General features: G+C 31.6%; 22 protein-coding genes. 19 read left to right on the plus strand and 3 right to left on the minus strand.

Going from position 1 to position 25,859, the window contains the following annotated elements:
* Positions 1-10 precede the first annotated feature (10 nt).
* From CIW83_RS12785 to CIW83_RS12865, 17 genes are all read left to right on the plus strand, one after another.
* Positions 11-1,150 (plus strand): hypothetical protein, encoded by a 1,140-nt coding sequence (locus CIW83_RS12785; protein WP_201259866.1) that lies wholly within the window; start codon positions 11-13, stop codon positions 1,148-1,150.
* A gap of 167 nt (positions 1,151-1,317) precedes the next feature.
* Positions 1,318-3,000 carry a sensor histidine kinase gene (locus CIW83_RS12790; RefSeq protein ID WP_094901765.1) on the plus strand — a complete coding sequence of 561 codons (1,683 nt, stop codon included), beginning with the start codon at positions 1,318-1,320 and terminating at the stop codon, positions 2,998-3,000.
* Between the two features lie 4 nt (positions 3,001-3,004).
* The gene (locus CIW83_RS12795; RefSeq protein ID WP_235601328.1) at positions 3,005-3,781 is read left to right on the plus strand and encodes a LytTR family DNA-binding domain-containing protein; all 777 of its coding nucleotides are present in this window, start codon (positions 3,005-3,007) and stop codon (positions 3,779-3,781) included.
* Positions 3,782-3,908: 127 nt separating this feature from the next.
* Positions 3,909-5,324: a carbon starvation protein A gene (locus tag CIW83_RS12800; RefSeq protein WP_094901769.1), complete on the plus strand. Its 1,416-nt coding sequence runs from the start codon at positions 3,909-3,911 to the stop codon at positions 5,322-5,324.
* A gap of 139 nt (positions 5,325-5,463) precedes the next feature.
* Positions 5,464-6,882, plus strand: coding sequence for a carbon starvation protein A (locus CIW83_RS12805; protein WP_094901771.1), 1,419 nt, complete (start codon positions 5,464-5,466; stop codon positions 6,880-6,882).
* 90 nt (positions 6,883-6,972) lie between these two features.
* The gene (locus tag CIW83_RS12810) at positions 6,973-7,656 is read left to right on the plus strand and encodes a phosphoribosylaminoimidazolesuccinocarboxamide synthase (RefSeq protein ID WP_094901773.1); all 684 of its coding nucleotides are present in this window, start codon (positions 6,973-6,975) and stop codon (positions 7,654-7,656) included.
* A 417-nt stretch (positions 7,657-8,073) separates the two neighbouring features.
* A complete protein-coding gene (locus CIW83_RS12815) occupies positions 8,074-8,949 on the plus strand; it encodes an efflux RND transporter periplasmic adaptor subunit (protein ID WP_094901775.1) in 876 nt (291 codons plus the stop codon).
* Entirely contained in the window at positions 8,949-9,638 is a 690-nt protein-coding gene (locus tag CIW83_RS12820) for an ABC transporter ATP-binding protein (RefSeq protein ID WP_094901777.1), read from the plus strand. The genes CIW83_RS12815 and CIW83_RS12820 overlap by 1 nt, the downstream gene beginning before the upstream one ends.
* Complete coding sequence (locus CIW83_RS12825) at positions 9,631-10,803, plus strand: ABC transporter permease (protein WP_094901779.1); 1,173 nt, start codon at positions 9,631-9,633, stop codon at positions 10,801-10,803. Before CIW83_RS12820 ends, CIW83_RS12825 begins: the two co-directional genes overlap by 8 nt.
* Positions 10,804-10,822: 19 nt before the next feature.
* Positions 10,823-11,494 (plus strand): response regulator transcription factor, encoded by a 672-nt coding sequence (locus tag CIW83_RS12830; protein ID WP_094901781.1) that lies wholly within the window; start codon positions 10,823-10,825, stop codon positions 11,492-11,494.
* Positions 11,494-12,789 (plus strand): HAMP domain-containing sensor histidine kinase, encoded by a 1,296-nt coding sequence (locus CIW83_RS12835; RefSeq protein ID WP_094901783.1) that lies wholly within the window; start codon positions 11,494-11,496, stop codon positions 12,787-12,789. The genes CIW83_RS12830 and CIW83_RS12835 overlap by 1 nt, the downstream gene beginning before the upstream one ends.
* A 122-nt stretch (positions 12,790-12,911) precedes the next feature.
* Complete coding sequence (locus CIW83_RS12840; protein ID WP_201259867.1) at positions 12,912-14,654, plus strand: ABC transporter ATP-binding protein; 1,743 nt, start codon at positions 12,912-12,914, stop codon at positions 14,652-14,654.
* Between the two features lie 90 nt (positions 14,655-14,744).
* Positions 14,745-16,463, plus strand: coding sequence for an ABC transporter ATP-binding protein (locus CIW83_RS12845; RefSeq protein WP_201259868.1), 1,719 nt, complete (start codon positions 14,745-14,747; stop codon positions 16,461-16,463).
* A gap of 365 nt (positions 16,464-16,828) precedes the next feature.
* Positions 16,829-17,710 (plus strand): hypothetical protein, encoded by an 882-nt coding sequence (locus CIW83_RS12850; protein WP_094901785.1) that lies wholly within the window; start codon positions 16,829-16,831, stop codon positions 17,708-17,710.
* A 262-nt stretch (positions 17,711-17,972) separates the two neighbouring features.
* Positions 17,973-18,800: a TraX family protein gene (locus CIW83_RS12855; RefSeq protein WP_094901787.1), complete on the plus strand. Its 828-nt coding sequence runs from the start codon at positions 17,973-17,975 to the stop codon at positions 18,798-18,800.
* Positions 18,801-18,814: 14 nt separating this feature from the next.
* Positions 18,815-19,501, plus strand: coding sequence for a response regulator transcription factor (locus CIW83_RS12860; RefSeq protein WP_094901789.1), 687 nt, complete (start codon positions 18,815-18,817; stop codon positions 19,499-19,501).
* On the plus strand, positions 19,498-20,919 hold the full coding sequence (locus tag CIW83_RS12865; RefSeq protein ID WP_158220115.1) for a HAMP domain-containing sensor histidine kinase: 1,422 nt from the start codon (positions 19,498-19,500) through the stop codon (positions 20,917-20,919). The genes CIW83_RS12860 and CIW83_RS12865 overlap by 4 nt, the downstream gene beginning before the upstream one ends.
* Before the next feature lie 123 nt (positions 20,920-21,042).
* Here the strand turns inward: CIW83_RS12865 and CIW83_RS12870 are convergent, their stop codons facing one another.
* The 3 genes from CIW83_RS12870 to CIW83_RS12880 form a co-directional block, all read right to left on the minus strand.
* Entirely contained in the window at positions 21,043-21,246 is a 204-nt protein-coding gene (locus CIW83_RS12870) for a helix-turn-helix transcriptional regulator (RefSeq protein WP_094901793.1), read from the minus strand.
* 1 nt (position 21,247) lies between these two features.
* Positions 21,248-21,661 carry a hypothetical protein gene (locus CIW83_RS12875; RefSeq protein ID WP_094901795.1) on the minus strand — a complete coding sequence of 138 codons (414 nt, stop codon included), beginning with the start codon at positions 21,659-21,661 and terminating at the stop codon, positions 21,248-21,250.
* Between the two features lie 323 nt (positions 21,662-21,984).
* Positions 21,985-23,454 carry a polysaccharide deacetylase family protein gene (locus CIW83_RS12880; RefSeq protein ID WP_094901797.1) on the minus strand — a complete coding sequence of 490 codons (1,470 nt, stop codon included), beginning with the start codon at positions 23,452-23,454 and terminating at the stop codon, positions 21,985-21,987.
* Positions 23,455-23,629: 175 nt separating this feature from the next.
* Between CIW83_RS12880 and CIW83_RS12885 the strand changes: the two genes are divergently transcribed.
* On the plus strand, positions 23,630-24,004 hold the full coding sequence (locus CIW83_RS12885; protein WP_094901799.1) for a BlaI/MecI/CopY family transcriptional regulator: 375 nt from the start codon (positions 23,630-23,632) through the stop codon (positions 24,002-24,004).
* Positions 23,997-25,847: a M56 family metallopeptidase gene (locus CIW83_RS12890; RefSeq protein WP_158220116.1), complete on the plus strand. Its 1,851-nt coding sequence runs from the start codon at positions 23,997-23,999 to the stop codon at positions 25,845-25,847. Before CIW83_RS12885 ends, CIW83_RS12890 begins: the two co-directional genes overlap by 8 nt.
* Positions 25,848-25,859: the final 12 nt, after the last annotated feature.

Below are 25,859 nucleotides of genomic sequence, written 5' to 3' on the forward strand. Positions count from 1 at the left end.
GAGGATAAATATGGAAAATATTAAGAATAATAAGAAACAATATAGTGCAGGTTCTTTAGCGGGTCTTATTATATCACTGGGAATAGGCTTTTTAATATATTTTATTCTAAGTAGTATAAATGCTCAAAGTAGCTGGCTAGACTATAATACAATAGTTGCTAATGCAAGTCATAATTTATTCTATAAACTTATTTGGTATATAATGAACTTTACAGAAGCTCAATTTTATGCAGGAGTTTTTGCTTCCCTAGGAGTAATTCTAGGAGGATTTGTAGCTTGGAGATTAGATGTTAAAAACTCCAAGCTAGCAGGTTTCAATGTTTCTTATGGTTCAAATTTATGGCCTTGGGTATTAGCATCTCAGTTATTATCATTATTCATTGCAATATTTGTTCTAAATTTTACATCTTTCTTTGAAAATGGAGAATATACTTGGTTACCAACATTTATTACAGTAGTAGGAGCTCCACCAGCTATAATGTTATTATATGGGCCAAGTATAAAGGCTCTACTCACAGGCTCTATTCTCGGAGGAGTCATGGGGTTCCCAGTGGCTTTTTGGATAACAAATAATATTATACCTGTGCTAGGAGTACCTGGAGTGGTTTCAAATGTATTTACTATGGCAATAACAGGAATATTAGTTTGTGGTATAGCTAAGGCATTGCCATGGATGAAAAAGGTGCCATCCAAGACATTAAATAGACCAGTGAAATCACAAGAAGAAACTCTAAAGGAAATGGAGAAACCATTATGGTCAGTAAGAAGAGTTTTAGCAGATTTCTCTGAAGCTCAATTTTACGGAAATGAAATAGCTGGATTATTTGTCATAATAGGAGCTTGTTTAGACTGGATATTAAATATAAACCATGGTGCCTATGCTTCAGGTGCGATTCCAGTAATTATATTATCCCAGTTTGTTGGCTCATCAGTAGGAGTATTTTTATACTTTAACAAGTATGTTGAAAAGGGATGGTATGGAACCTATGTACCAGTAGTAAGTGTTGGACCAGCTTGTGTCTTGATGTTTGGTTCATCGGTGGGAGTAGCTGTTACTGCAGGTATATTAGGAGGTATAATAGGACCACCTTTAGCAGAGTATTTCTGTGATAAACTACCAGAAGATTATCATCAACTATTGGAAATGTAACCTCTATGGGAGTTACAACAATAGTGGTATCTATGATAATAAAGGTGCTTCCTTGGTTTTAAATAAGCAAGCCAAAAGTTGGGTCAAGTAACCCAACTTTTTTATGGCATCTCGCAAAGACCATATGATATACTTGTATGGAAGTAAACATTTAAAGAGGTGTTTTTGTGTTAGTAATTTTACTTAAAAACTTATCAAGTAGAGTTGGTATTATATTAATTTTAGCACTTTTTCTTTCGAAAATTGGATTATTTAGGAAACTTGTTTCAAAAGAAAATATTGATATTAAAGATAAAATATTGTTATCCATTATCTTTGGAGTCTTTGGGATAATAGGTACTTATACAGGGATACATTTACAGGGGGCAATAGTTAACTCTAGAGTTATTGGTGTTTTTGTTGGAGGACTACTGGGAGGACCTTTAGTTGGGATCTTGTCTGGTATTATTGCAGGAGGCCATAGATTTTTAATAGATATAGGTGGTTTTACTGCTATTGCCTGTGGAATATCGACTTTATCTGAAGGTGCCATGGCAGGATTGCTGAAAAAGAAATTTGAAAGTAGTCCTTATAGAATAACTTTTGCCTTAATATCTGGAGCTATAGCTGAAGTAATACAAATGATAATAATACTCTTAGTCGCAAGACCTTTTTCTGAAGCATTAGATTTAGTTAAAATAATTGGAATTCCGATGATTGTTGGAAATGGAATAGGTATAGCTGCATTTATTGCTATAACAGATAGTATCTTTAAAGAGATAGAGAATGAAGCTGTTTATCAAGCCCAATTAACGCTTAAAATTGCTGATAGAACATTAGCATATTTTAGAAAAGGATATAATGAAGATACGGCAAGGGATACAGCAAAGATAATTTATGATATGAGCAAAATAAAAGCTGTTGCATTTACTGATACAGAAAAAATATTAGCTCATGTTGGGATAGGGGAAGATCATCATTTGGTTGGCAGCACTATACAGACTAATTTAACAAAAGAGGCTTTATTAGCTAAAAAGTATGTGGTAGCAAATACAAGAGAAGAAATTGGCTGCAATCATAGTAACTGTCCGTTAAAATCAGCTATAATTGTTCCAATAAAAGAAGATGATAAAGTTATAGGTACACTTAAGTTATATAAGGGACAAGAAAATTCTATAACTAAGGTAGATATAGAATTAGCCTTAGGTTTAGCTCAGATGTTTTCTACTCAGATAGAACTAAGTAAGATAGATTATCAGCGAGAATTATTATCAAGATCTGAACTAAAGGCATTACAGGCTCAGATAAATCCACATTTTTTATTTAATGCCATTAATACTATAGTGTCTTTAACTAGAACGCAGCCTGATAATGCCCGCAAACTTCTGATACATCTTGGTAATTATTTTAGAACTAATTTACAACAAGATATTGAAGTAGTAGATTTATATAAAGAGATAGAACATATAAATTCGTATATTGAAATTGAAAAGGCAAGATTTGGCGATAAATTAGATATTATATATGATATACCAGAGAATATTGAGTGTAAACTTCCACCCTTACTCCTTCAGCCAATAGTAGAAAATGCAATTAAGCATGGAGTTTTAGGCAAGATTGAGGGGGGAAGAGTTGAAATAATTGCAAGGGATAATGGCAGAGAAACTAAATTAGTGGTGAAAGATGATGGAGTTGGCATATCTAAGGAAGACTTAGAGTGTTTATTTAAAGAAAACGATAATAAGGAAAGCATAGGACTTAAAAATGTTAATGAAAGGTTAAGAAACAAATATGGTAAAGAATACGGACTGATTCTTGAATCTGAAATTAACAAAGGAACTACAGCTACTATGGTAATTCCTAAATTCTAAGGAGATGGTTAATTTGCAAAGATGTTTAATTGTAGATGATGAAATGCCTGCTCGTCAAGAATTGTTATATATTTTAAGTAGCATTGAAGGTATGGAGGTAGTAGGAGAGGCTTCTAACGGTATAGAAGCTCTAGAATTAATTAAAATGCTTAGGCCAGATATTGTTTTTTTAGATATCCAGATGCCTCAAATAAGCGGAATAGATGTTGCCAGAAGATTATCAGAAGAAGGGTATAATCCGATAATAATCTTTGTAACAGCGTATGATCAATTTGCGGTGGAGGCCTTTGAAGTAAATGCAATAGATTATTTATTAAAACCTATATCAGAGGAAAGGTTACAAAAAACATTAGAGAAGATAACTTCAACCAGAAATAATAGCGAAGAAATTGATTATAATAATTTGAGTAGGTTGATTCAAGACATAAGAACTAATACAAAAGTAGCGCCACAGAGAATATGCCTTTATTATAAAAATAAACTTATTCCAATAGAAACTAAAGATATTATATATGCAACAATAGAGGATAAAAATACTGTGATAGTTAGTAATAAGGGGAAATTTGAAACTAATTGCACTCTAAATGAATTAATGGATAGACTTGATTCTTCAATATTTTTTAGATCCCATAAATCTTATATAGTAAACTTAAATTATATAGAGTCAATAGAACCTTGGTTCAACTCTACTTACAATATAAATCTAAAGGGGTATAAAGAGATAATTCCAGTAAGCAGAAGTTATGCAAAAGGATTTAAGGAAGTTATGAATATAGACTAGGATGCATCTTAACTTCTAAATTTGCATTTTAAATACTAAATATGACATCTTATCTAGAAAACCTCCTTATTAATATTCAATTGATATACTATTATAATGAATGAATATTAATAAGGAGGTTTTTTTAATGACACAATTCATAATTGGAATTATCATACTTATAGCAGGCTATTTTGTCTATGGAAAAGTGGTAGACAAGCATTTTGGAATTGATGATAATAAAGAAACTCCAGCTACAAGGTTAGAGGACGGCATAGACTTTGTACCTATGAGCTGGACTAAGATTTTTCTGATTCAATTACTTAATATAGCTGGATTAGGACCTATTTACGGAGCTATTCAGGGAGCATTATTTGGACCAATGGCATTTGTATGGATTGCTTTAGGTTCCGTATTTGCTGGTGCAGTGCATGACTATTATTCAGGGATGTTATCATTAAGACATGATGGAAAAAGTATTTCAGAAATCACTGGCATTTATTTAGGTGAAGGTGCAAGAAAGGTAATGAGAGTATTCTCAGTTATATTACTTGTTTTAGTTGGTACAGTATTTATGACAGGTCCAGCTACATTAATGGGCAGTATAAAGTTATTTGGTTTAGGTAATGCTGATATTTGGTTGGCAATAGTATTTATATATTACTTCCTAGCTACAATATTACCAGTCGACAAAATAATTGGTAAAATTTATCCTGTATTCGGAGTAGCTTTACTTACAATGGCTTTTGGTATTGGCACTATGATATTAGTAAAAGGATATCAATTACCGGCATTTACCATATCTAGCTTACACCCAGCTGGTTTGCCAATATGGTCGATTCTATTTACTACTATAGCTTGTGGTGCAATATCTGGATTCCATGCTACTCAATCACCAATGATGGCAAGATGTATGACAAAAGAAAGTTATGGTAGAAGAATATTCTATGGCTCAATGATAGCTGAAGGTGTAATAGCAATGATTTGGGCAGCAGCAGGTATGGTATTTTTCAATGGACTTCCAGGATTAGCTGAAGCTTTAAACAGCGGAGGACCTGGAGGAGTGGTAAATACCATTTCTACAACTTTATTAGGACCGATAGGTGGGGTATTAGCTATGCTAGGGGTTATAGCTTGCCCTATAACTTCAGGAGATACTGCATTTAGATCTGCAAGACTTACTATTGCGGATGCTATGAACTATGAGCAAGGACCTATAAAGAAAAGATTAACTTTGGCTTTACCTTTGTTTGTCGTGGCATTTGGACTAACAAGAATTGACTTTAATATTATTTGGAGATACTTTGCGTGGTCAAATCAAACTTTGGCAATGATCGTTTTATGGACGGCATCAGCCTATTTAGTTAAAAATAATAAGAGCCATTGGTTAACAACTATACCAGCAACATTTATGACTGCAGTATCTGCAACTTATATTCTACAAGCACCAGAGGGATTTAAGTTATCTACTACAATAGCTTATCCTGTAGGAGCAGCTATAGCAGTTGCAGCTATAATGTTTTTCCTTATTAAGATAAAATCAAGAAAAACAGTAAGAGCATAAGAATTTAATTTAAAGTTTTATATTAAGTTTTAAAAAGAGATGGAACTCCATCTCTTTTTTATGGAAGTTATCTAAAGTACCCATAAATAACCTCCTTTTAGCATATTAATATATTAAGAAATATAAAGGAGGTTATTTTATGATACAATTTATTCTAGGAATTATTATACTTATAGCAGGATATTTTCTGTATGGAAAAGTAGTTGATAAGCATTTTGGAGCAGATGATAGTAGAGAAACACCAGCAACAAGGCTTAAAGATGGAGTGGATTTTATGCCTATGAGTTGGCCTAGAATTTTCTTGATTCAATTACTTAACATTGCTGGTCTAGGACCTATCTTTGGAGCAATACAAGGTGCATTATTTGGGCCAGCAGCATTTCTATGGATTGCTTTCGGATGTATATTTGCTGGTGGAGTACATGACTATTTCTCAGGAATGCTTTCCCTAAGACACGATGGACTAAGTATATCAGAAATAGTAGGTATTTACCTAGGAGAAGGTGCAAGAAAGGTAATGAGAGTTTTTTCAGTTATTCTACTTATTTTAGTGGGAACAGTATTTATGACAGGACCTGCAAATTTACTAACTAACTTAAAACTATTTGGACTTGGCAGCTTCAATATATGGCTTGCAATTGTATTAATATACTATTTCTTAGCCACTGTTCTGCCAATAGATAAGTTAATAGGTAAGCTTTATCCGATATTCGGTTTATCTCTGTTAATAATGGCATTTGGTATTGGCGGCAAGCTAGTGATTGACGGATATCAATTACCTGCCTTTACATTAACCAACTTGCATCCAGCTGGTTTACCAATATGGGCAATATTATTTACTACAATTGCATGTGGTGCTATATCTGGATTCCATGCTACTCAGTCACCAATGATGGCAAGATGTATGACTAAGGAAAGCTATGGTAGAAGAATATTCTATGGTTCAATGATAGCTGAAGGTATAATAGCAATGATTTGGGCAGCAGCGGGTATGGCATTCTTTAATGGAATTCCAGGACTACAAGATGCTTTAACTAATGGCGGCGGAGCTGCTGGTGTTGTTAACACTATATCAAAAGGCCTTCTTGGTTCAATAGGTGGGGTATTAGCCATGTTAGGAGTCGTCGCTTGCCCTATTACATCTGGAGATACTGCATTTAGATCTGCAAGACTTACTATTGCGGATGCAATTAAGTATGAGCAAGGCCCAATAAAAAATAGATTAATATTAGCAATGCCTTTACTAGGCGTAGGATTTGGATTAACGAGGATAGATTTTAATATTATTTGGAGATATTTTGCATGGTCAAATCAGACCTTGGCTATGATAGTATTATGGGCGGCGGCAGCTTATTTGGTTCGACAAAAGAAATCCCATTGGATTACAAGTATACCGGCAACATTCATGTCTGCAGTATCTGCTACCTATATCCTACAAGCCCCAGAGGGATTTAGATTATCTACAGCGATTTCTTATCCTTTGGGAGCAGTTATAGCAATAGGAGCCTTAGCATATTTCATTTTCAAGGCAAATGGAAAGAAAGCTGTAAAGGCATAAGAAAAAATAAAAATTACAAAAAACTTGATAAATATATGTATTATAGATTATATTAATATTAGAAAAACTTTATATAAAGGAGCTAAAATTATGAACTTGGTCTATAAAGGAAAAACTAAAGATGTTTATGAATTAGAAAATGGAAACTATTTATTAAAATTTAAGGATGATGTGACAGGAACAGATGGAGTATTTGATCCAGGAGCTAATACTGTAGGATTAAGTATAGAAGGAGCAGGTAAAGCAGGGCTTAGATTAACTAAATTCTTCTTCGAGAAATTAAATAATATGGGGATACCAACTCATTACGTAGATGCAGATATAGAAAATGCTACTATGACAGTATTACCTGCAAAGATGTTTGGTAAAGGAGTGGAAGTAATCTGTAGATATAGAGCAGTAGGTAGCTTTATGAGAAGATATGGAATGTACGCAACAGAGGGGCAGCTGCTGGACGCCTATGTAGAGGTTACTTTAAAGGATGATGATAGAAATGACCCTTTAATAACTGACGAGGGATTAGATATGTTAGGTATAATGACTAAAGAGGAGTATAAAATCTTAGCTGATTTAACTAAGAAGATTAGTCAGGTAGTCAAAGATGAGTTGGCTAAAAAGAACATGGAGTTATATGATATCAAATTTGAATTTGGCAGAGTTGGAGATGATAATCATATAGCCCTAATAGATGAAATATCTGGTGGAAATATGAGGGCTTATAAAGATGGAGAGTATATTGAACCATTAAAGCTAGAAGAATTAATGTTAAAATAATAAAATCCCTAGACAATTTTAATTGTCTAGGGATTTTATTATAGTTCATAGAAAAGTTCTCATAAATCATTCTTTTCAAATACGATTTAGACCTTCAAAAAAACTACCTTAATAATATTTTGATAGACTATTTTAAATCTAAAAACTATTGTAATACGGTAAGGTGATATCGTTAACATAAAATTAAAAAATTTAGCATTATTACATATGATGTCTTAAAAGTAGTGTAAAACAAAAATAAAATTAGGGAAATATGTAAATTCGTCCGTATTAAAAAAAATAATTCTAGAATAATATTAGAGGAAGAGGTCGAATGCCATTTTTTGTTACTTTAAGATATATTATATTAGTTCATTTTAAGTTCATATATCTGATTTAATATTGATATATAAAATACCATGGAGGTGTGATATTAGAATGAAACAAAAAAACAAAGGAATTAAGTGGGTTTTAGGAATTGCAGTAATCGCAGCAATTGCAATACTTGTCTTATCAAAGATAAGAGCACCTAGACAGATTGCAGGAGATGAAGTAGAAGTAAAAGCAGGAGATATAAGGACATACTATAGCTTCTCAGGCAGCATAGAAGCGAAAAATAGACAAACCATATTTTCAGATCAAGCTATGCGGATAAAGGAGTTTAAAGTTAAAAAAGGAGATATAGTCAAAAAAGATGATGCGCTATATAGGACTAGTAACGGAGTAAATATAAAATCTGAGATAGATGGGGAAGTTCTTGATATTTTTGTTGAAGAAGATGAACAGCTGATGCCAGGAACTAAGATTGCTGAAATTGTGGACTACAAAGACTTACAGCTAAAAGTAAAGGTAGATGAGTATGACTTAAATGCTATAAAAAAAGACACAAAAGCAAATATAACTATTCATGCTCTAAATAAAGATTTCGAAGGAACTGTTACAGATGTGGCTAAGGAAGGTGTGTATATGAATGGAGTTACTTTCTTTAATACAACTATTTCAATTAAAAATGATGGAGATATTCGAGTAGGTATGAGTGCAGAAGCTAAAGTATTAAATGAAAGTGTAAATAATGCAGCTATACTTCCTATGACTGCAATAAGATTTAGAGATGATAATAGCTCATATGTAAGTATGAAAAAAGATGAAACTATGGAGAATGTAGATATTCAGCTAGGAATCACTGATGGAGTCAATGTAGAGGTCAAATCGGGTATAAATATTGGAGATAAAGTATTTATAGCTAAGAAAGTAACAAATGAATTTGGACCTCCGGGGGGAATTAGAGCAATGCGCTCAGGGGGCGATAATTAATGAATGAAATATTAAAAATAACAGATTTAGATAAGGCCTATTATTTAGGTGATGAGAAATTTTTAGCTCTTAACAAAGTAAGTTTCACGATAAAGAAAGGTGAATTTGTATCTGTTCTTGGTCCATCGGGATCTGGAAAATCAACGCTAATGAATATAATAGGCTGTTTAGATACACCTACTTCTGGCAGCTATATTTTAGCTGGACAGAAAGTCGCAAATTTAAGTGAAAAAGAATTAGCAAGGGTTAGAAATAAAGAAATAGGATTTATATTTCAGTCTTTTCAATTGCTGCCAAGATTGTCTACTCTCCAAAATGTAGAATTGCCTCTAATCTATGCTGGTGTTCCATCTGATGAGAGACGAAAAAGAGCAAAGAAAATCTTAGAAAGGGTAGGGCTGGGGGATAAGTTACCAAATCTGCCAACTCAACTTTCAGGAGGACAGCAACAGAGAGTTGCAATAGCTAGATCAGTTGTAACAGAGCCATCAATATTATTAGCTGATGAGCCTACTGGAGCATTAGATCAAAAAACAGGAGCACAGATAATGGAACTATTCAAAGAATTAAATGAAGAGGGAAGGACAATTGTAATGATTACTCATGATAAGCATATCGCCAGCTATGGCAATAGAATATTAAACATTATCGATGGAAGAATATCTGAAGGTGGTGAAAACAATGCTTAAAGACAGCATAAAGATGTCCTGGAGCAACATCATAAATAACAAAATGCGTTCCTTTTTAACTATTCTTGGGATAATAATTGGGGTTGCTTCCATCATAGCATTGATAACCATAGTTCAAGGAGCTACAAATGAGGTGACTAAACAAGTATCATCTTTAGGTGCTGATAAAATAACTATACAAGCTATGGGGACACCTTTAAAGCAAGGACTTAATGAAAGAGATCTAGAATCATTAACAAAAATAGAAAATATTAAAGGGCTATCCCCTACAATAACAGGGAAAACTTCTATTGCAGGAAATGGTATTACAAAAACAGATATTACCGTGGAAGGAAAAAATGAGGTTCATTTCAAAACGAATAAAAAGCTTGTGAAAAATGGTAGAGAATTAAATATATTAGACATAGAGAATAGCAGCCAAGTTGCTATAATAGGAAGTGACATAAATAAGGAACTATTCCTAGGAAAAGAGCCAATAGGTGAAAGTATACTTATAAATGGTTTAACTTTTACTATAGTTGGAGTATTAGATACAGGTAGTGAGTTTGCTTTTTCTTCAACTAATGATGCGATTATCATTCCTTATACTACAGCTATGAAAACATTAGGTAATAGAAATATAACTAATGTAGACGTATATATGGCTGATAGTAATAAATCTGATATTATTATGAAGGATTTAAAACAAGTTTTAAATCAATCATTTAATTATAAAGATAACTCTTACTTTATATTCAATATGGAGGATATAATATCTACTATAGGAGATATTACTGGCATGATGTCACTTCTTCTTGCAGGCATTGCTTCAATATCTTTAGTTGTAGGAGGCATTGGAATAATGAATATGATGTTAGTATCTGTTACGGAGCGTACCTCCGAAATAGGTTTAAGAAAGGCTTTAGGTGCAGAGCCTAATAGTATCCAACTACAATTCATTATTGAAGCAATTTTCCTATCAGTTTTTGGTGGAATAATTGGTCTTATAGTGGGAATGTCTATAGCATATATTGCTTCTATTTATATAGGGTTTAGTTTAACAATTACCATGTCGACAGTAATACTAGCAGTGGGTTTCTCGGCAATAGTAGGTATAATATTTGGATTTATGCCGGCTAAACGTGCAAGTAAATTGAATCCTATAGATGCTTTAAGGAGCTTATAGATTATAAGGTGGTGTAACTATGACTAATATTCTTTTAGTCGACGATAATGAAAAGATAAGAAAACTAATAGAAATATATCTAAAGAAAGAAGGATTTCAAGTTTTCCATGGAGAGAATGGTGAAGAAGCTTTAGATATTCTTGATAATGTAAAAATAGATTTAATCATAGCTGATATAATGATGCCCAAAATGGACGGATATGAGTTAGTGAAAGAACTTAGGGAAGCTGAGTATGATCTGCCAATACTCATGGTAACTGCAAAGGATACTTATCCAGATAAAAAGATGGGATTTGATTTAGGGGCAGATGATTATATGACAAAGCCAATAAATATGGATGAATTGGTATTAAGAGTCAAAGCTCTACTTCGTCGATCAAAAATTTCTGCAGATAAATATATAAGCATAGGAGATATTGTAATTGACTATGAAAGTCTAGAGGTAAGGACTCCAACAAAAACTATGATTCTACCAAAGAAGGAATTCTATCTGTTATATAAATTATTATCATATCCAAAGAAAATATTTACACGGCAAGAATTAATGGATGATATATGGGGATTTGATAGTGAAGCAGATGAAAGGACCGTAGATGTCCATATAAAAAGAATTAGAGAAAGGTTTAAGGATATTGAAGAATTTGAGATAGTAACCATTAGAGGATTAGGATACAAAGGGGTCCATAAATAATGAAAAAATCAATATATGTTCAATTGGTACTAATCTTTATAGGTGTTTTTATTATAAGCAATATAGTGTCCTCAATATTTATATCTCTAAGTATGGAACAGAATCTGAAGGCACAAGTAGAATCACAGCTTGTTCATACTGTGGAAAAAATAAAGGAAGTATATGAAAATGAAAAAATCTCGATTGAAGATTTAGAAAAACTTTTTCATGACATATATATTAATATAAAATTCATTGATGATGTAGAAAGATATGATTTGAATGAAGAAATGAAATCTAAATTAGAAGAGGAAAAGATCTTAGTATTTAATGGATATGGGCATAAAAAATTCTCTTTTTCTTTGCCAGTAGTCATAGCTAAAGCAGGGGGCCATTATATAGTGGCTAAACCCAAGTTAAAAGATATAGGTTTTAATGCGAGAAGTTTCATAATGACTACAAATATAGTCTCTATTGCTATAGGGAGTATTATATTTTTATTTGTAGGAAAGATGATAGTAAAGCCCATTAGAAGATTGACTAAGGCAACAGAAAAGGTTGCAGCAGGTGATTTTAATATAAGCCTTGAGAGCCACAGAAAGGATGAAATAGACACCCTTATATCTAGCTTTAACACTATGGCAAAGAAGTTGAAATCCATAGAAATCCTTAGAAGTGATTTTATATCAAATATTTCTCACGAATTTAAGACCCCTTTAACATCTATACAGGGCTACACAAAACTTCTAAAGGATTGCAATGAGGTAGATAAAAACGAATATATAGATATAATCATTGAAGAAACCAAGAGGCTTTCTATGTTGGCTACAAATATATTGATGTTAAATAAGATTGAAGGTGAGAATGTATCTATTTACATGGAACAATTTTCAATGGACGAGCAAATAAGAAAGGCAATTCTTTTATTAGAGAATAAATGGTCTGATAAAGATATTCAGTTAGAAATAGATTTAGAGAGCGTTGAATATAAGGGAAATCAAAATTTAATGTATCAAGTTTGGATAAATTTAATTGATAATGCTATTAAATTTTCTCCCAATGGTGAAAACATTGAAATTAAATTATACAAGAAACATGGAAAAATTATATTTTCTATCATGGATAATGGAACAGGAATATCTAAAGAAGACCAGGATAGAGTTTTTGAAAAATTTTACAAGGCTGATAAATCAAGGAATACAGAAGGGAATGGTCTTGGTCTTTCTATTGTTAAAAGAATACTCGATATTCATCAAGGAGAAATATTACTAGATAATAGCTTGAAAAAGGGAACAAAGATAATAGTAAAGTTATAGATATAGAGAAGAATAGAGGTAGAAGATTAAGAACTGAGTTATTAATAACTCAGTTTTCAATTGTATTTCGAGTGCCTAAATATTATAATAGAATAAAGACTAATTGGGGAGTGACAATAGAGATGAATATAAGTTATTTAGGAAAGTATATAAAAAAATATAAAAAGCAATTTCTAATAGCTCTTACATTTATAATCCTTGAAACCACAGGAGACTTAATTCAACCTACTATTATGTCAAAGATAATCGATAATGGCGTAAAAAGAGGAGATATGAACTATGTTTTTAAATTAGGAGGATTGATGTTTTTCATGACTGCCTTAGGAGCTACTTTTGCGGTCATTAGAAATATTGTTTCCTCCAAGGTAAGTCAAAGTTTCGGAGCCGATCTTCGAGAGGACTTATATATTAAAATACAAGGATTTTCCTTTGATAATATAGATGGTTTTCAAGATGCTTCTTTAATTACTAGACTTACTAATGATGTAAATCAAATACAAAACTTTTCCCATGGTATGATGAGAATATTCGTAAAGGCTCCAGTTCTTGGAATAGGTTCTGTGATAATGGCATTTTTATTGAATCCTAAAATGGCTCTTATATTATTGGGAGTTGTTCCAATTGTTGTTATTATTATTTCATTAAACTTAAAGGTGTCCTACCCAATATTTACTAAAATCCAAAAATCCTTGGATAAAGTCAATGGAGTGATGAGAGAATATTTAGCTGGGATTAGAGTCGTGAAGGCATTTAATAGATTTGAATATGAAAAAGTTCGTTTTAGAAATGTAAATGATGATTTGAAAGATATTACTCTCAAAGGTATGAGAGTAGTTGCAGTATTTAATCCTGTTGTAACTTTAGTGGTTAATATAGGAATTGTTCTAGTTCTATGGTTTGGAGGTCTGAGGGTAAATAGTGGACAAATGGAAGTTGGAAAGATAATGGCCTTTGTAAATTATATGACTCAAGTTCTATTTTCCCTTATAATGATGACAAGGATATTGAATATATTTATCAGGGCTAGAGCTTCTGGTGAGAGAATAGGAGAGGTTTTTGAAGCAGAAAATACTATAACTGTTAAAGAAAATCCTATTATATTTAATGATATAAAAGGAAAATTGGAATTTGAAAACGTATATTTTAAATATTATAGCTCTAGTAGATATGTATTAGAGGACATAAACTTTTCTATAAATCCAGGAGAAACTTTGGCAATTATTGGTTCAACTGGTTCAGGCAAATCTACTTTAATTAACTTGATATCAAGATTTTATGATGTAGATAAGGGAAAGATAAAAATTGATGGTATAGACGTAAAGGATATAGATATCTCCGATTTACGAGAGAAAGTTGGTATAGTTCCCCAAAAAGTTCTATTATTTACAGGCACCATAAAAGATAATATTAGATGGGGAGATGAAAATGCAACAATTGAAGATATAGAAAAGGTTGCAAAAATAGCTAATGCTCATGATTTTATTCTCTCCTTTAATGAAGGATATAATACTTACTTAGGGCAAGGTGGAGTAAATCTATCAGGAGGACAAAAGCAGAGAATATCAATAGCTAGGGCTCTTATAAAAAAGCCAGGTATATTGATTTTAGATGATAGTACATCAGCAGTAGATTTAATTACTGAGAGGAAGATAAGGCAAGGATTGAAGGAGTATCTAAAGGATACTACTGCCATATTAATTGCCCAAAGAATAACGTCTGTAATGGATGCAGATAAAATTCTTGTACTAGATAAAGGAAAGATAGTTGGTCAAGGAGCACATCAAGAACTTATGAGAAATTGTGAAGTATATAAAGATATTTATTATTCTCAATTAGGAAAGGGGGCAGAAGATTTTGGATCCTAGACAGAGAAGAACAGGCCCCGCAGGCATTGCAGGCCCTGCTAGAGTGTCTGCAGAAAAGGCAAAAGATATAAGTCATACCTTGAGTAGATTATGGAGTTTTTTCAAAGTGGAAAAGAAGGAGCTTTTTATAACTTTTTTATTAATACTTGCTTCTGGATTATTAGGTATATCTGTTCCTTTCTTAATAGGGAAGCTATAGATGCCATATTTCCGGGAAAGTCCTTAGTAGAATTTGAAAACTTAAGATTTATTATATTGATATTATTATCTGTATATATACTGGATAATGTCCTTACATTCTTGCAAGAATATATTGTTGCAGGGATAGCTCAGAGAATTGTATATAATTTAAGAGAAAAATTATTTGAAAAGCTTCAGTCCTTGCCCATTATGTTCTTCGATATCCATACTCATGGAGAGATTATGAGCAGATTAACTAATGATATCGACAATGTAAGTACTACTATATCTCAAACAACGGTGCAGCTTATGGTATCAGTGGTGAATATAATAGGTTCTTTAGTCATGATGATCTATTTAAGTCCCCTTATGACTATGGCGAGCTTAATAACTGTACCCATGGTATATTTTATGACTAAAGTGATTGCTAGTAAAACAAAGCTATTATTCAGAGAACAACAAAAAACATTGGGTAGATTAAATGGACATATTGAAGAATCAATAGCAGGGATTCACGTAGTAAAAGCCTTCAATAATGAAGGGAAAGTAATAGACGAATTTAAAGAACAAAATGATATCTTAAGAGATGTAGGAGTAAAGGCACAGATTTGGTCGGGATATATTATGCCCCTTATGAATGTAATAAATAATTTTGGATTTGGGGTTATAGCCATATTTGGAGGAGCATTAGCTGTAAAAGGAACTATTTCTGTAGGGGTTATAGCTAGTTTTATTTCTTATTCAAAGCAATTTACAAGACCATTAAATGAATTAGCAAATACATTTAATACATTACAATCAGGTATAGCAGGAGCCGAAAGAGTTTTTGAAATACTAGATGAAGAGGAAGAAAGGGAAGATTCTCCTAATGCAATAGTCGGAAAAGAAATAAGAGGAGAAGTAGAATTTAAAAATGTTACATTTGAATATGAAAAGAACGAACCAGTCTTAAAAAATATATCTTTCCAAGTAGAACCTGGAACCAATATCGCATTAGTGGGACCAACTGGTGCAGGAAAAACTACTATAGTCAATCTTTTAACTGGATTTTATGATATAGATAAAGGGGAGATATTAATAGATGGAGTGAAGATTAAAGATTACCAAAAGGATACTTTAAGAAGAATATTTGGTATGGTGCTGCAAGATACTTATCTATTCTCGGGAACGATAAAGGAAAATATAAAATACGGGAAATTAGATGCTACAGATGAGGAGATAGAAAAGGCAGCGATACTCGCAAGAATTGATGATTTTATAAATAAACTGCCAAGTGGATATGAGACATATATAAATGAAGGAGGAACCAATTTAAGCCAAGGACAAAGACAGTTATTGGCCATATCAAGGGCAATATTATCTAATCCTTCTATACTGATACTGGACGAAGCAACATCATCTGTAGATACTAGAACTGAATTAAAAATCCAAGAGGCAATGGTAAAACTAATGGAGAACAGAACAACCTTTATTATTGCTCATAGGCTTTCCACAATTAAAGATGCGGATATAATTATGGTAATAGACCATGGAGAGATAGTTGAAAAAGGTAGTCATGAAGAACTGCTAGAAAGAAAAGGATATTACTATAATTTATATCAAAGCCAATTTGCCAACGAAGGTATTTAATAAAACAATCTTATAAAGTTGTAAGAAGGGGTATGTTATTTAACATACTCTTTTATTTTACATTATTATAGATATTCATAAATAATAGGCTAAATGCAACGAAAAATGATATTAAATCAATAAAGAATATAGTTTGTATATCTTTCATAGAGATAATCAGTGCTGTAAAGATGGATATAAAAATCGAAAGAATAGAAATTTACATACTCGGATCACAAGTGTAATTGACGGATAAATTTTATGTCACATAGAAAAATAATTTAACATATATTGTTATTAAGATTGCAACAAATTGATTTTGTTTAGCTTTCAATCTCAATATAATCTTATGTCATGATAAAATAAGAGAGAGGGAGTATCTAATTATGTATTTTGAAGAAAATACGACTTTAAACAATGAATCATCCTGCCATGAAAATATGGATATAGAATCAAGTTCCTATGTTATACCAAGGTGCTATAATAATTATCGGTCGAATTGTTCCAATAGATATAGAAAACCTTGTCCGTGTAATAATTGGTTTTGGCCATGTTTATCGTGTACTTGTATTTGCCATTCAGGACCAACAGGCCCACAAGGGGCGACAGGACCACAAGGACCGGAAGGACCACAGGGACCACAAGGGCCAGAAGGACCACAGGGACTACAAGGACCACAGGGGCCACAAGGACCAGAAGGACCACAGGGGCCACAAGGACCAGAAGGACCACAGGGGCCAGTAGGACCACAGGGGCCACAGGGACCAGTAGGACCACAAGGACCAGTAGGTCCACAGGGGCTACAAGGACCAGTGGGTCCACAGGGACCAACAGGACCAGCAGGATTGTCAGGAGGAATAATGGAGGCCTTAGTGAGCAGTTCAACAAGTCCTCAAATAATAATATCAGATGGAGACCCAATATTATTTAATTTTGAGTATTATTCAAATAATATTTCGTATAATTCTGCAACAGGTGAATTCACACTTTCTCCTAATAGAACATATTTAATAAACTGGTCCATTGCAATTGATGGAGTAGATGGAATCCAAACCCCTGTTTTTGCCCTTGAGATAGATGGATCGGAATATGGAGCTTTTGTAAGCCCAATAGTAACTGGAATTATTTCATCTTCGGCAATAATTGAAGTAGGTGCTACTCCTTCTACCCTAAGGATTGTTAATTTCACTGGTGCCAGTGTCGGACTCTCAATAACAGGACCTCAGGCCAATATCACAATTACGGCATTTGATAATCCAATGCCGTAGATTTTACTCAATATAAGAAGCCTTCACTAACTTAATAGTGGAGGTTTTTTAAATTATGCCTGACATAAGAGTAAACTAGCAGTGACAGGATTCTAAGAGGTCCAACTTTAAATTAAAGTCTAAGACTATTTGAATTCATATTATTTCGACAAACGTTCAGTGGACAAAAAAGGATTCTTTAGAATCATTTTTTATATAAACTTTATAGATTCTTTATAATTGGATGGTAGATTATATATAGAATTTACAAGGGGGAATTAAAATGACTTTAGAAAAAAGCAGAAAAGGACTTACAGGATTTGAAATTAAATTTTTAGCTCTTATATTCATGTTACTTGATCATATTCATTATTTCTTTGAATTTACAGGTAAAGTTCCTGTTATATTTTCGTGGATTGGGAGATTGGCAGGAGGATTGTTTTTATTCACAATGGTGGAAGGTTATACTTATACGTCAAATAAGAAAAAATACTTTACAAGAATATATTTGATGTCTGTCTTTATGGGAATTGTAAAATATTTAATTCAGATTTTTCCTCAGTTGCAAAGAGAAGATGGATTCTATCCTGCTAATGGTATATTTTCAACTTTTATAATTTTAATTATTATGTTTATAGGAATAGATTTTATAAGAGAGAAAAGGTTATTCAAAGGTATTGGCTTAATCTTATTGCCATTTATAATAAGCTATAGTTTTTATTTTTTACCAAAGACAATTATGCCATACGCTTATTTACTATCGTCTACTTTTATTCCATCTCCACTACTAGTTGAAGGAGGAGTACATTTAATTATAGCGGGCATTATACTATATATATTCAGAGAAAACAGAAAACTGCAAGGTATATCTTATGGAATATTTGTATTAGCTTGGATGTTAGGTTTACCTCTAGCTTATATTAGACCCATTAGCTTAAAGCTTATGTTTACTGATTATTATGAGTGGATGAGTGCTTTTGCATTAATTTTTATGTTTTTATATAATGGAGAAAAAGGCAAATCTATGAAGCATTTATTTTATATATTTTATCCTGCACATATATATATATTGTATACTCTGTCTTTCTTATTATATAAATTTATATATTAAAATTGGAGGCAATCATGGAAACAATTCTTATTATCGATGACGAAGCAGATATTATTATGGTAATAAAAGACGTATTGGAAAGTAATGGCTATAATGTATTAGTTGCATATAATGGATTTGATGGAATTGAATTATCTAAAAAGAAGCCCGATTTAATAATCCTAGATATTATGATGCCTGATATAGATGGCTTTAACGTATGTAATGCAATTCGTGACAATGTGATTTGTCCCATTTTATTTTTATCCGCAAAAGATTCGGAAGCTGACAAAATAAAGGGTTTAGCTATCGGTGGAGATGATTATATAACAAAGCCTTTTAGTCTAAAAGAGCTGGTTATAAGAGTTAAGGCTCACCTAAGACGAGAAAAAAGATATGTGAATAAAGGACTTGAAAATTGTTTACAATTTAAAAACTTAAAGATAGATATAAAGGGAATGACTGTAAAAATTAATGATGAAGACTTAAATCTTACTAAAAAAGAGTTTGAAATAGTAGAACTCCTAGCTCTTTATCCAGGACAAGTTTTTTCAAAAGAACAAATATATGAAAGAGTCTGGGGATTTGATGGCATGGGATGCACCTCTACTGTTACAGAACATATCAAAAAGATTAGATCTAAAATCTCGGCTATTGAAGAAGATAATCAATATATAGCTACCGTTTGGGGTATTGGCTATAAATGGGATGTAAAATCATGAAAGATAAGAGTTTGAAATATCAATTTATAGTAGCTTTTATAAAGATAATTGTTTTAAGTCTTATCCTATCTATAATAAGCTTTATAATATGGTTTAAAACCTTTGATTATATTCAATACCCAGCTAATTATTACGAAAATCAATTGTCTAGGATTATCTATGAGATTAACGAAAAATATGAAGCTGTTTTAGATAAAAAATTTGAGGGCCAAATGAATAGAATCGTACCAAGTGAAGGAATATTATATCAAGTTTTAGATAATGAGGGGAATTTAATATATGGAAGTATTAAAAATCCTTTAATTAAAAATAAAAGAAAACTATATGAAAGTTTAAATTCTGTTTTAAGGCTGGGAAATAATAACTTTGCTAAAGTTGTACCTGCTTTTAATGAGAGTAGTGATATTAAAGGTGCAATTATATTAAAATATCAGCTTAGGAGCACTCCAAAAATAAATAATTATTTACTATATAAATTGAATAATTTGATAATATTTATTCCATTTATATATATAGTGGTCTTTACAATATTTTACTCTAAAAAGTTAGCTAAGAATCTAGTAAAACCAATTAATCTATTGATGGAAGGATCAGAAAAAATTAAGAATAAGGACTTAGATTTCTCTATAGACTATAAAGAAAATAATGAACTTGGAAGACTTTGTGATGCTTTCGAAGATATGAGGATTAATCTTAAAGACTCTTTAATAAAGCAATGGGATTTAGAGGAGAAGAGACGAGAAAACATAGCAAGTATTGCTCATGATTTAAAAACACCTCTTACTATTATAAATACCTATTCAGAAGCATTAATAGATGGTACTGTTGAGGGAGATAAGTTTAAGGATTATATAGAAGTAATTAAAAGAAATAATGAAAGGGCTTTAGCCTTATTAGAGGATATGAATAAAATATCTAATATTGAAAATCCCAATTTTACTTTACAACCTATAGAGATTAATATTATAGAATTTTTAGGGTTAAAGGAAAAGGATTATAACCTATTATGCCAAGAAAAAGGAATTTACTTTAAAGTAGATATTATAGATTTAAGAGAAAAAAGATCTATAGATAAATTTGATATTAAATCAATAGAGCAAGTATTAGATAATATTATGTCCAATAGCATTAGATATACAGAGAAGGGTGAGTCTATAAAGCTGAATATCTTATGTAAAGATGATAAAATAAAATTTTCCATCATGGATACTGGAAAAGGTTTTAGTAATGAAGATTTAAAAAATATTTTCAATAAATTTTATAGGGGAGATAAATCTCGCTCATTTACAACGGGACATTCTGGCTTAGGTATGTATATAGCCAAGACTATAGTAGAAAAACATGGTGGAAATATTAAAGCTGAAAATAATAGTCCAAAGGGAGGAATTATTGAATTTGATATAAAGCCAATGCAATAATTACAGCTATATCCTCATGAGGATATAGCTGTAATTATGATAATAGATCATAGGAAAATAGTGAAAAAAGGCAGTCGTGAGGAACTATTAGGTAGAAAAATATATATTACTTATATGATAATTTTAGTCTATAAATTCAAATAATGTTTCTACAGTGACTCCAAATATTTTTGCAATATCCATGGCTAGCTTTAAAGAAGGATTATATCTCCCGTTTTCCAAATGTACAATAGTTTCACGGCGAACACCAACTAATTCTGCGAGTTCACTTTGTTTCATATTTCTGCTTTCTCTATATTCTTTTAAATTGGTTTTTAAAGTAGGCATCTTAGGGTCCTTTCCTGTCAAAATGATGAAATAAAATTGGTTTTAGACTGGTGATTATAAATAATAAAATTAGCATAAGTAATCCAATCATATCTCTGGAAAGATTTACTTCTTTGTACATCGGAGCTCCTACGAGAATCATCAATATTACTAGTCCTGAAATAGCAACATTTAAGCATATTTGATTTACTTTGCCTAATATCCTTTCAGCCGATTCGTCAACTTTTTCATCTTTTCTTATTAATCCAATAAGACCATAAAATATTAATCCTATATAATAGAACTTTGAGATAATAGGTTCATATTGTTTGAAACCAAAATTTTCCCTGCTTGCAACATATAAAGTCAATATCCCAAGTATTAGCAATGCTTTTAATCCGTATTGTGTCACTAAATTAATTTTTTTCTTTTCCACAATTATCTCCTCCGTGTTATATATTTATAACCCCTATGTTATAAATATATAACACGGAGTGAAATTAGTCAAGGTTTTTATGTTAAATATTTATAACATTTATAGATCTCCTTACAATAACAGAAAAGACTGTTAGAGTATACCCAAGGCTAAGTTTATTATTAACTGTTCTCTATTAATAACCTTATAAACTCCATTATCATCTGATATCAAAGAAGATAAGTTCATAGATTGTTTTATCCTAAAATATAAGAGAAGGGTTTAAGACCCTTCTCTGTGAAACTATAAAAGGGAGTAATATAATACTACCAATTATAAATACCTTATCTATTTTTATGAACATGATTATATGTTTTGCCACTTTCCAATGTCTTACCTCTAGCTTCATATAATTCGCTAACTGTGACTAACTGGAATCCTCTATCTATTAATTCAGGGACAACTTTTTCTACTGCATTTGCAGTGCTTTCATAAAGATCATGCATTAGTATTATATCCCCATCAGTTACATTGTCTAAGATACTTTTTACAACTCTGTTTGTATCCCGGTACTTCCAGTCTAAGGTGTCTATTGACCAGAGGATCATTGGCATATCCAAAGTTGATTTCAGAATGTCATCATAAGCTCCATAGGTTGGTCTCATTACTTTTGGTGTGATGGAAATAGTATCAAATATTATATCCTGTGTAGATTTTATTTGCCATTCCACATCTTCTGTTGACAGACTTGTTAATTTTTTATGGTTATAGGTATGATTACCAACTTCACTTCCTTCTGCAATCATTCTTTCTAAAATCTCTTTATTATGGGATACTCTATTTCCTAATACAAAGAATGTTCCCACTGAATTATATTTTTCTAAGGTATCTAATATAGGTATAGTAGTTTTCCCATTTGGTCCATCATCAAATGTAAGGGCTACCATTGGCTTCTCTGGATCAATTATCCTAGTTTCTTCCTCTATAATTTCTTTAGGCTTCTCAATGTCATTTTCCTCTACAATTGGATCTAATGGTTCCTCGACTAAATCTTCAAGTTCTTTTTTTAGAAAACCTCTTAAATCCCTATATGAGATCTCTACTTCTTGTTCCCCAAATGACCCTGCAAACAGCTCATATTTCTCGAAAAATAGGATTATGCTATTTTCTTGTACAACAAACTTATCTAAGTTGTCTTTAGCAGAAGCTAGTTTTTCTTTAAAGAGATCTGTTTCTATATACTCCTTATACTCTTCATCATCACTGAAATGATTAATAATTATTTCAGATAACATTGATAAATATTCACCTTTAAATATGTCATCTAATGAAATAAACTCTTCTTTTCCTAAATTGATTACAAAGGTTTGAATTGAATTATTAGGATGAGCATTGTAGCTCATGCTCTCCATAATTGAAAACTTTAAGCTTACTATATCATCCTGTGTAATATACATGTCAAAATCTATATTTAACTCGGATTTCAACTTCCTATTGGAGATGTTATTCTCAACTTCTCTATAGAAATTGTCAATATAACCTTGTACCATATCTTTAATGGTACTATCGATTGAGTCTATACCAAATATAGGATAATGTGCAGCAAGTGAAGAATAGTCACCATATTCAATTATAGTTTCAACCTCACCTAAATCTTTTCTTTTTGTTCTTGTTATACTGGTTTGCAATGGAGTATCCATTTCTTCCTCTAGGATTAAATTATCCGAATAGATAGGAGCAGTATCTTTTTTAATATAGTTAATTAGGCTAATTGTAATAAATAGTAAAAGAATGAAACTTAATATTTTCTTCATTATGTCAACCCCCTCTATGTAGTAATATTATAGGGGAAATTGTCGAAGAGCGGTTTACAATTCAGTAACAAAATAGTTTACAATTCAGTAACATTTCAACTTATCTATATTGACAATTATAGGTTACAGGCGTAAACTATAATAAAGGTTACAAATGTAAACTGGAGGGGTGAAGATGATATCAAGAATAACTGATTCTGAAGCTGTAGTGATGCGTGTATTATGGGATGCAGGTCGGGAGCTGAATATTACCGATATAAGAAAGTCTCTTGAAGAAAGCACTGATTGGGAAAGTTCTACAATAAAAACTTTACTTCGTAGACTTGTAAAAAAAGATGTAGTTCAAGCAGTAAAAAGGGAAGTATTTTATTATAAGCCGTTAGTCACAGAGGAAGAATATAATGAATATACGACTCAAGATTTAATTGATAAATTATATAATGGTAGCGCAAAGAACTTAGTAGCATCTCTATTAGATAATAAAAAACTTAATAAAAAGGATATTGAAGAGTTACAGAAGATGTTTAAAGTAGGTGAAAATGATGAATAATGTACTTAGACTAATTCTATCTCTTTCTTTATCAGGAAGTATTTTAGCATTGATATTATTTGCAATTAAACCTTTTATAAAGAATAGGCTATCTAAGTCTATCCAATATTATGTTTGGATTGTAGTGGTATTTAGACTAATCTTACCATTTTCCCTTGAAGAAAGTATTATGAATAGGGTCTTCTACAATAAGAGTATACAAACACAATTACCTTCTAAAAAAGAAATACAATCAATTAGTAACGAAAGTTTTAAACAAAATAATTTCTTTGAGACTCCGAATGTAAAAGAGAATGTAAAAAGTGGAGTTTATAATTTTGATGCCGATCATAATAGATATTTTAAGGACATATTTCAAGGACTTAGCTCTCATATGTTTTACATATATCTATTAGGAGCAATAATTACTTTAACTATTAATACAATAAGTTATCTAAAATTTTTAAATCATCTAAAACCAAAAAACAAAGATGCTACAGATGAAGAAAATCTACTATTAAATTCTTTAATTAATGGAAAAAATAAAATTCATTTATTACGAAATCCATTAGTGAGTACTCCAATGCTTATGGGAATATTCAAACCAAGGATTATAATTCCAGATAGAGAATATAATGAAAAGCAACTAAAGAATATATTGCTCCATGAACTTATACATCTAAGACGTTTTGATATAATGATAAAATGGGTTATCATGATAACTAAATCTATTCATTGGTTCAATCCAATGGTATATGTCATTGGAAAAGAAATTAATCATATATGTGAATTATCCTGTGATGAGGCTGTGATCAAAAATTTAAGCAATAAGGAAAAGCAAGAATATGGAGATACTTTGATTTCCATGGTATCTGAGATCCAAAGTTCTACAGGAAGATTGCAAGCGACGATGGGTGAGGATAAAAACATGTTGAAGGATAGACTTATAACCATTATGAACTATAATAAAAAGTCTAAAATAGTTATATTTATCTCAGGGATTTTACTTTTGGCTGTTATATTTGGAGGATTATATTTAGGTTCAGGAGTTAGAAAAGATACTTATAATCCTACTAGTAAAATAGAAGAAGAAACTATAACGACTAGTATCCCTATAAAACCGCCATCAATTATAATCACTAACGAAACAGACCTTGAAGCAATAGAAGTATATACAATACTCAAGACCAAATGGAATGGAAGTATTTATGATAGAGCTTCTTTCTATCAAGCAGCTTGGAGTAGTGAGCCAAGTATATTAACAGGTCTCCATAGATTAGTGCCAGAAGAAGAAATTACAGTTGATTTTGGAGATTCTAAACCTGATAATGTAGCAGTAAAGATGGCCTATTTGACAGAAAGTTATACAGAATCTCTATTGCCAATTGTGGATGTTTCTGTAAATTATCATACTAATGGGATTTATAAATTTAAAAATCCCCCTGCATCAGATAGTGATATAGGAACAACGGGTAGAGTATTTTGCATAGAAGCTACTTGGGGAGATAACATTTGTGAGTATGTATTTGCCTCAGATGGAAAGTTTGATAACAATCCAGCAGAAGTAAAATGGATACCAGTTAAACTTGACATGGAAAAATTAGAGGAATTACAAAAAGCTATAGATGATGGAGGGGAAAACAGTTATTTATCTACATCCTTAGAGTTTATAGATTCAATAGGGCATTCCAGTGAGGACGCTAATAGAATTAAAATAGAACATAATATTGATAACAAAGTTATAAGATATGAGTTTCAAGGTCATAATAAGTTCATAGAACTAAGGCTTGTGCAGCCAATTAAAAAAGGAATTGACGGAATATGGGCTGTTGAACTATATAAATTAGAACAAGTATCGGATTAAAAAAACCTCCTG

Source organism: Tissierella sp. P1, from assembly GCF_002266425.1.
Taxonomy (GTDB): domain Bacteria; phylum Bacillota; class Clostridia; order Tissierellales; family Tissierellaceae; genus Tissierella; species Tissierella carlieri.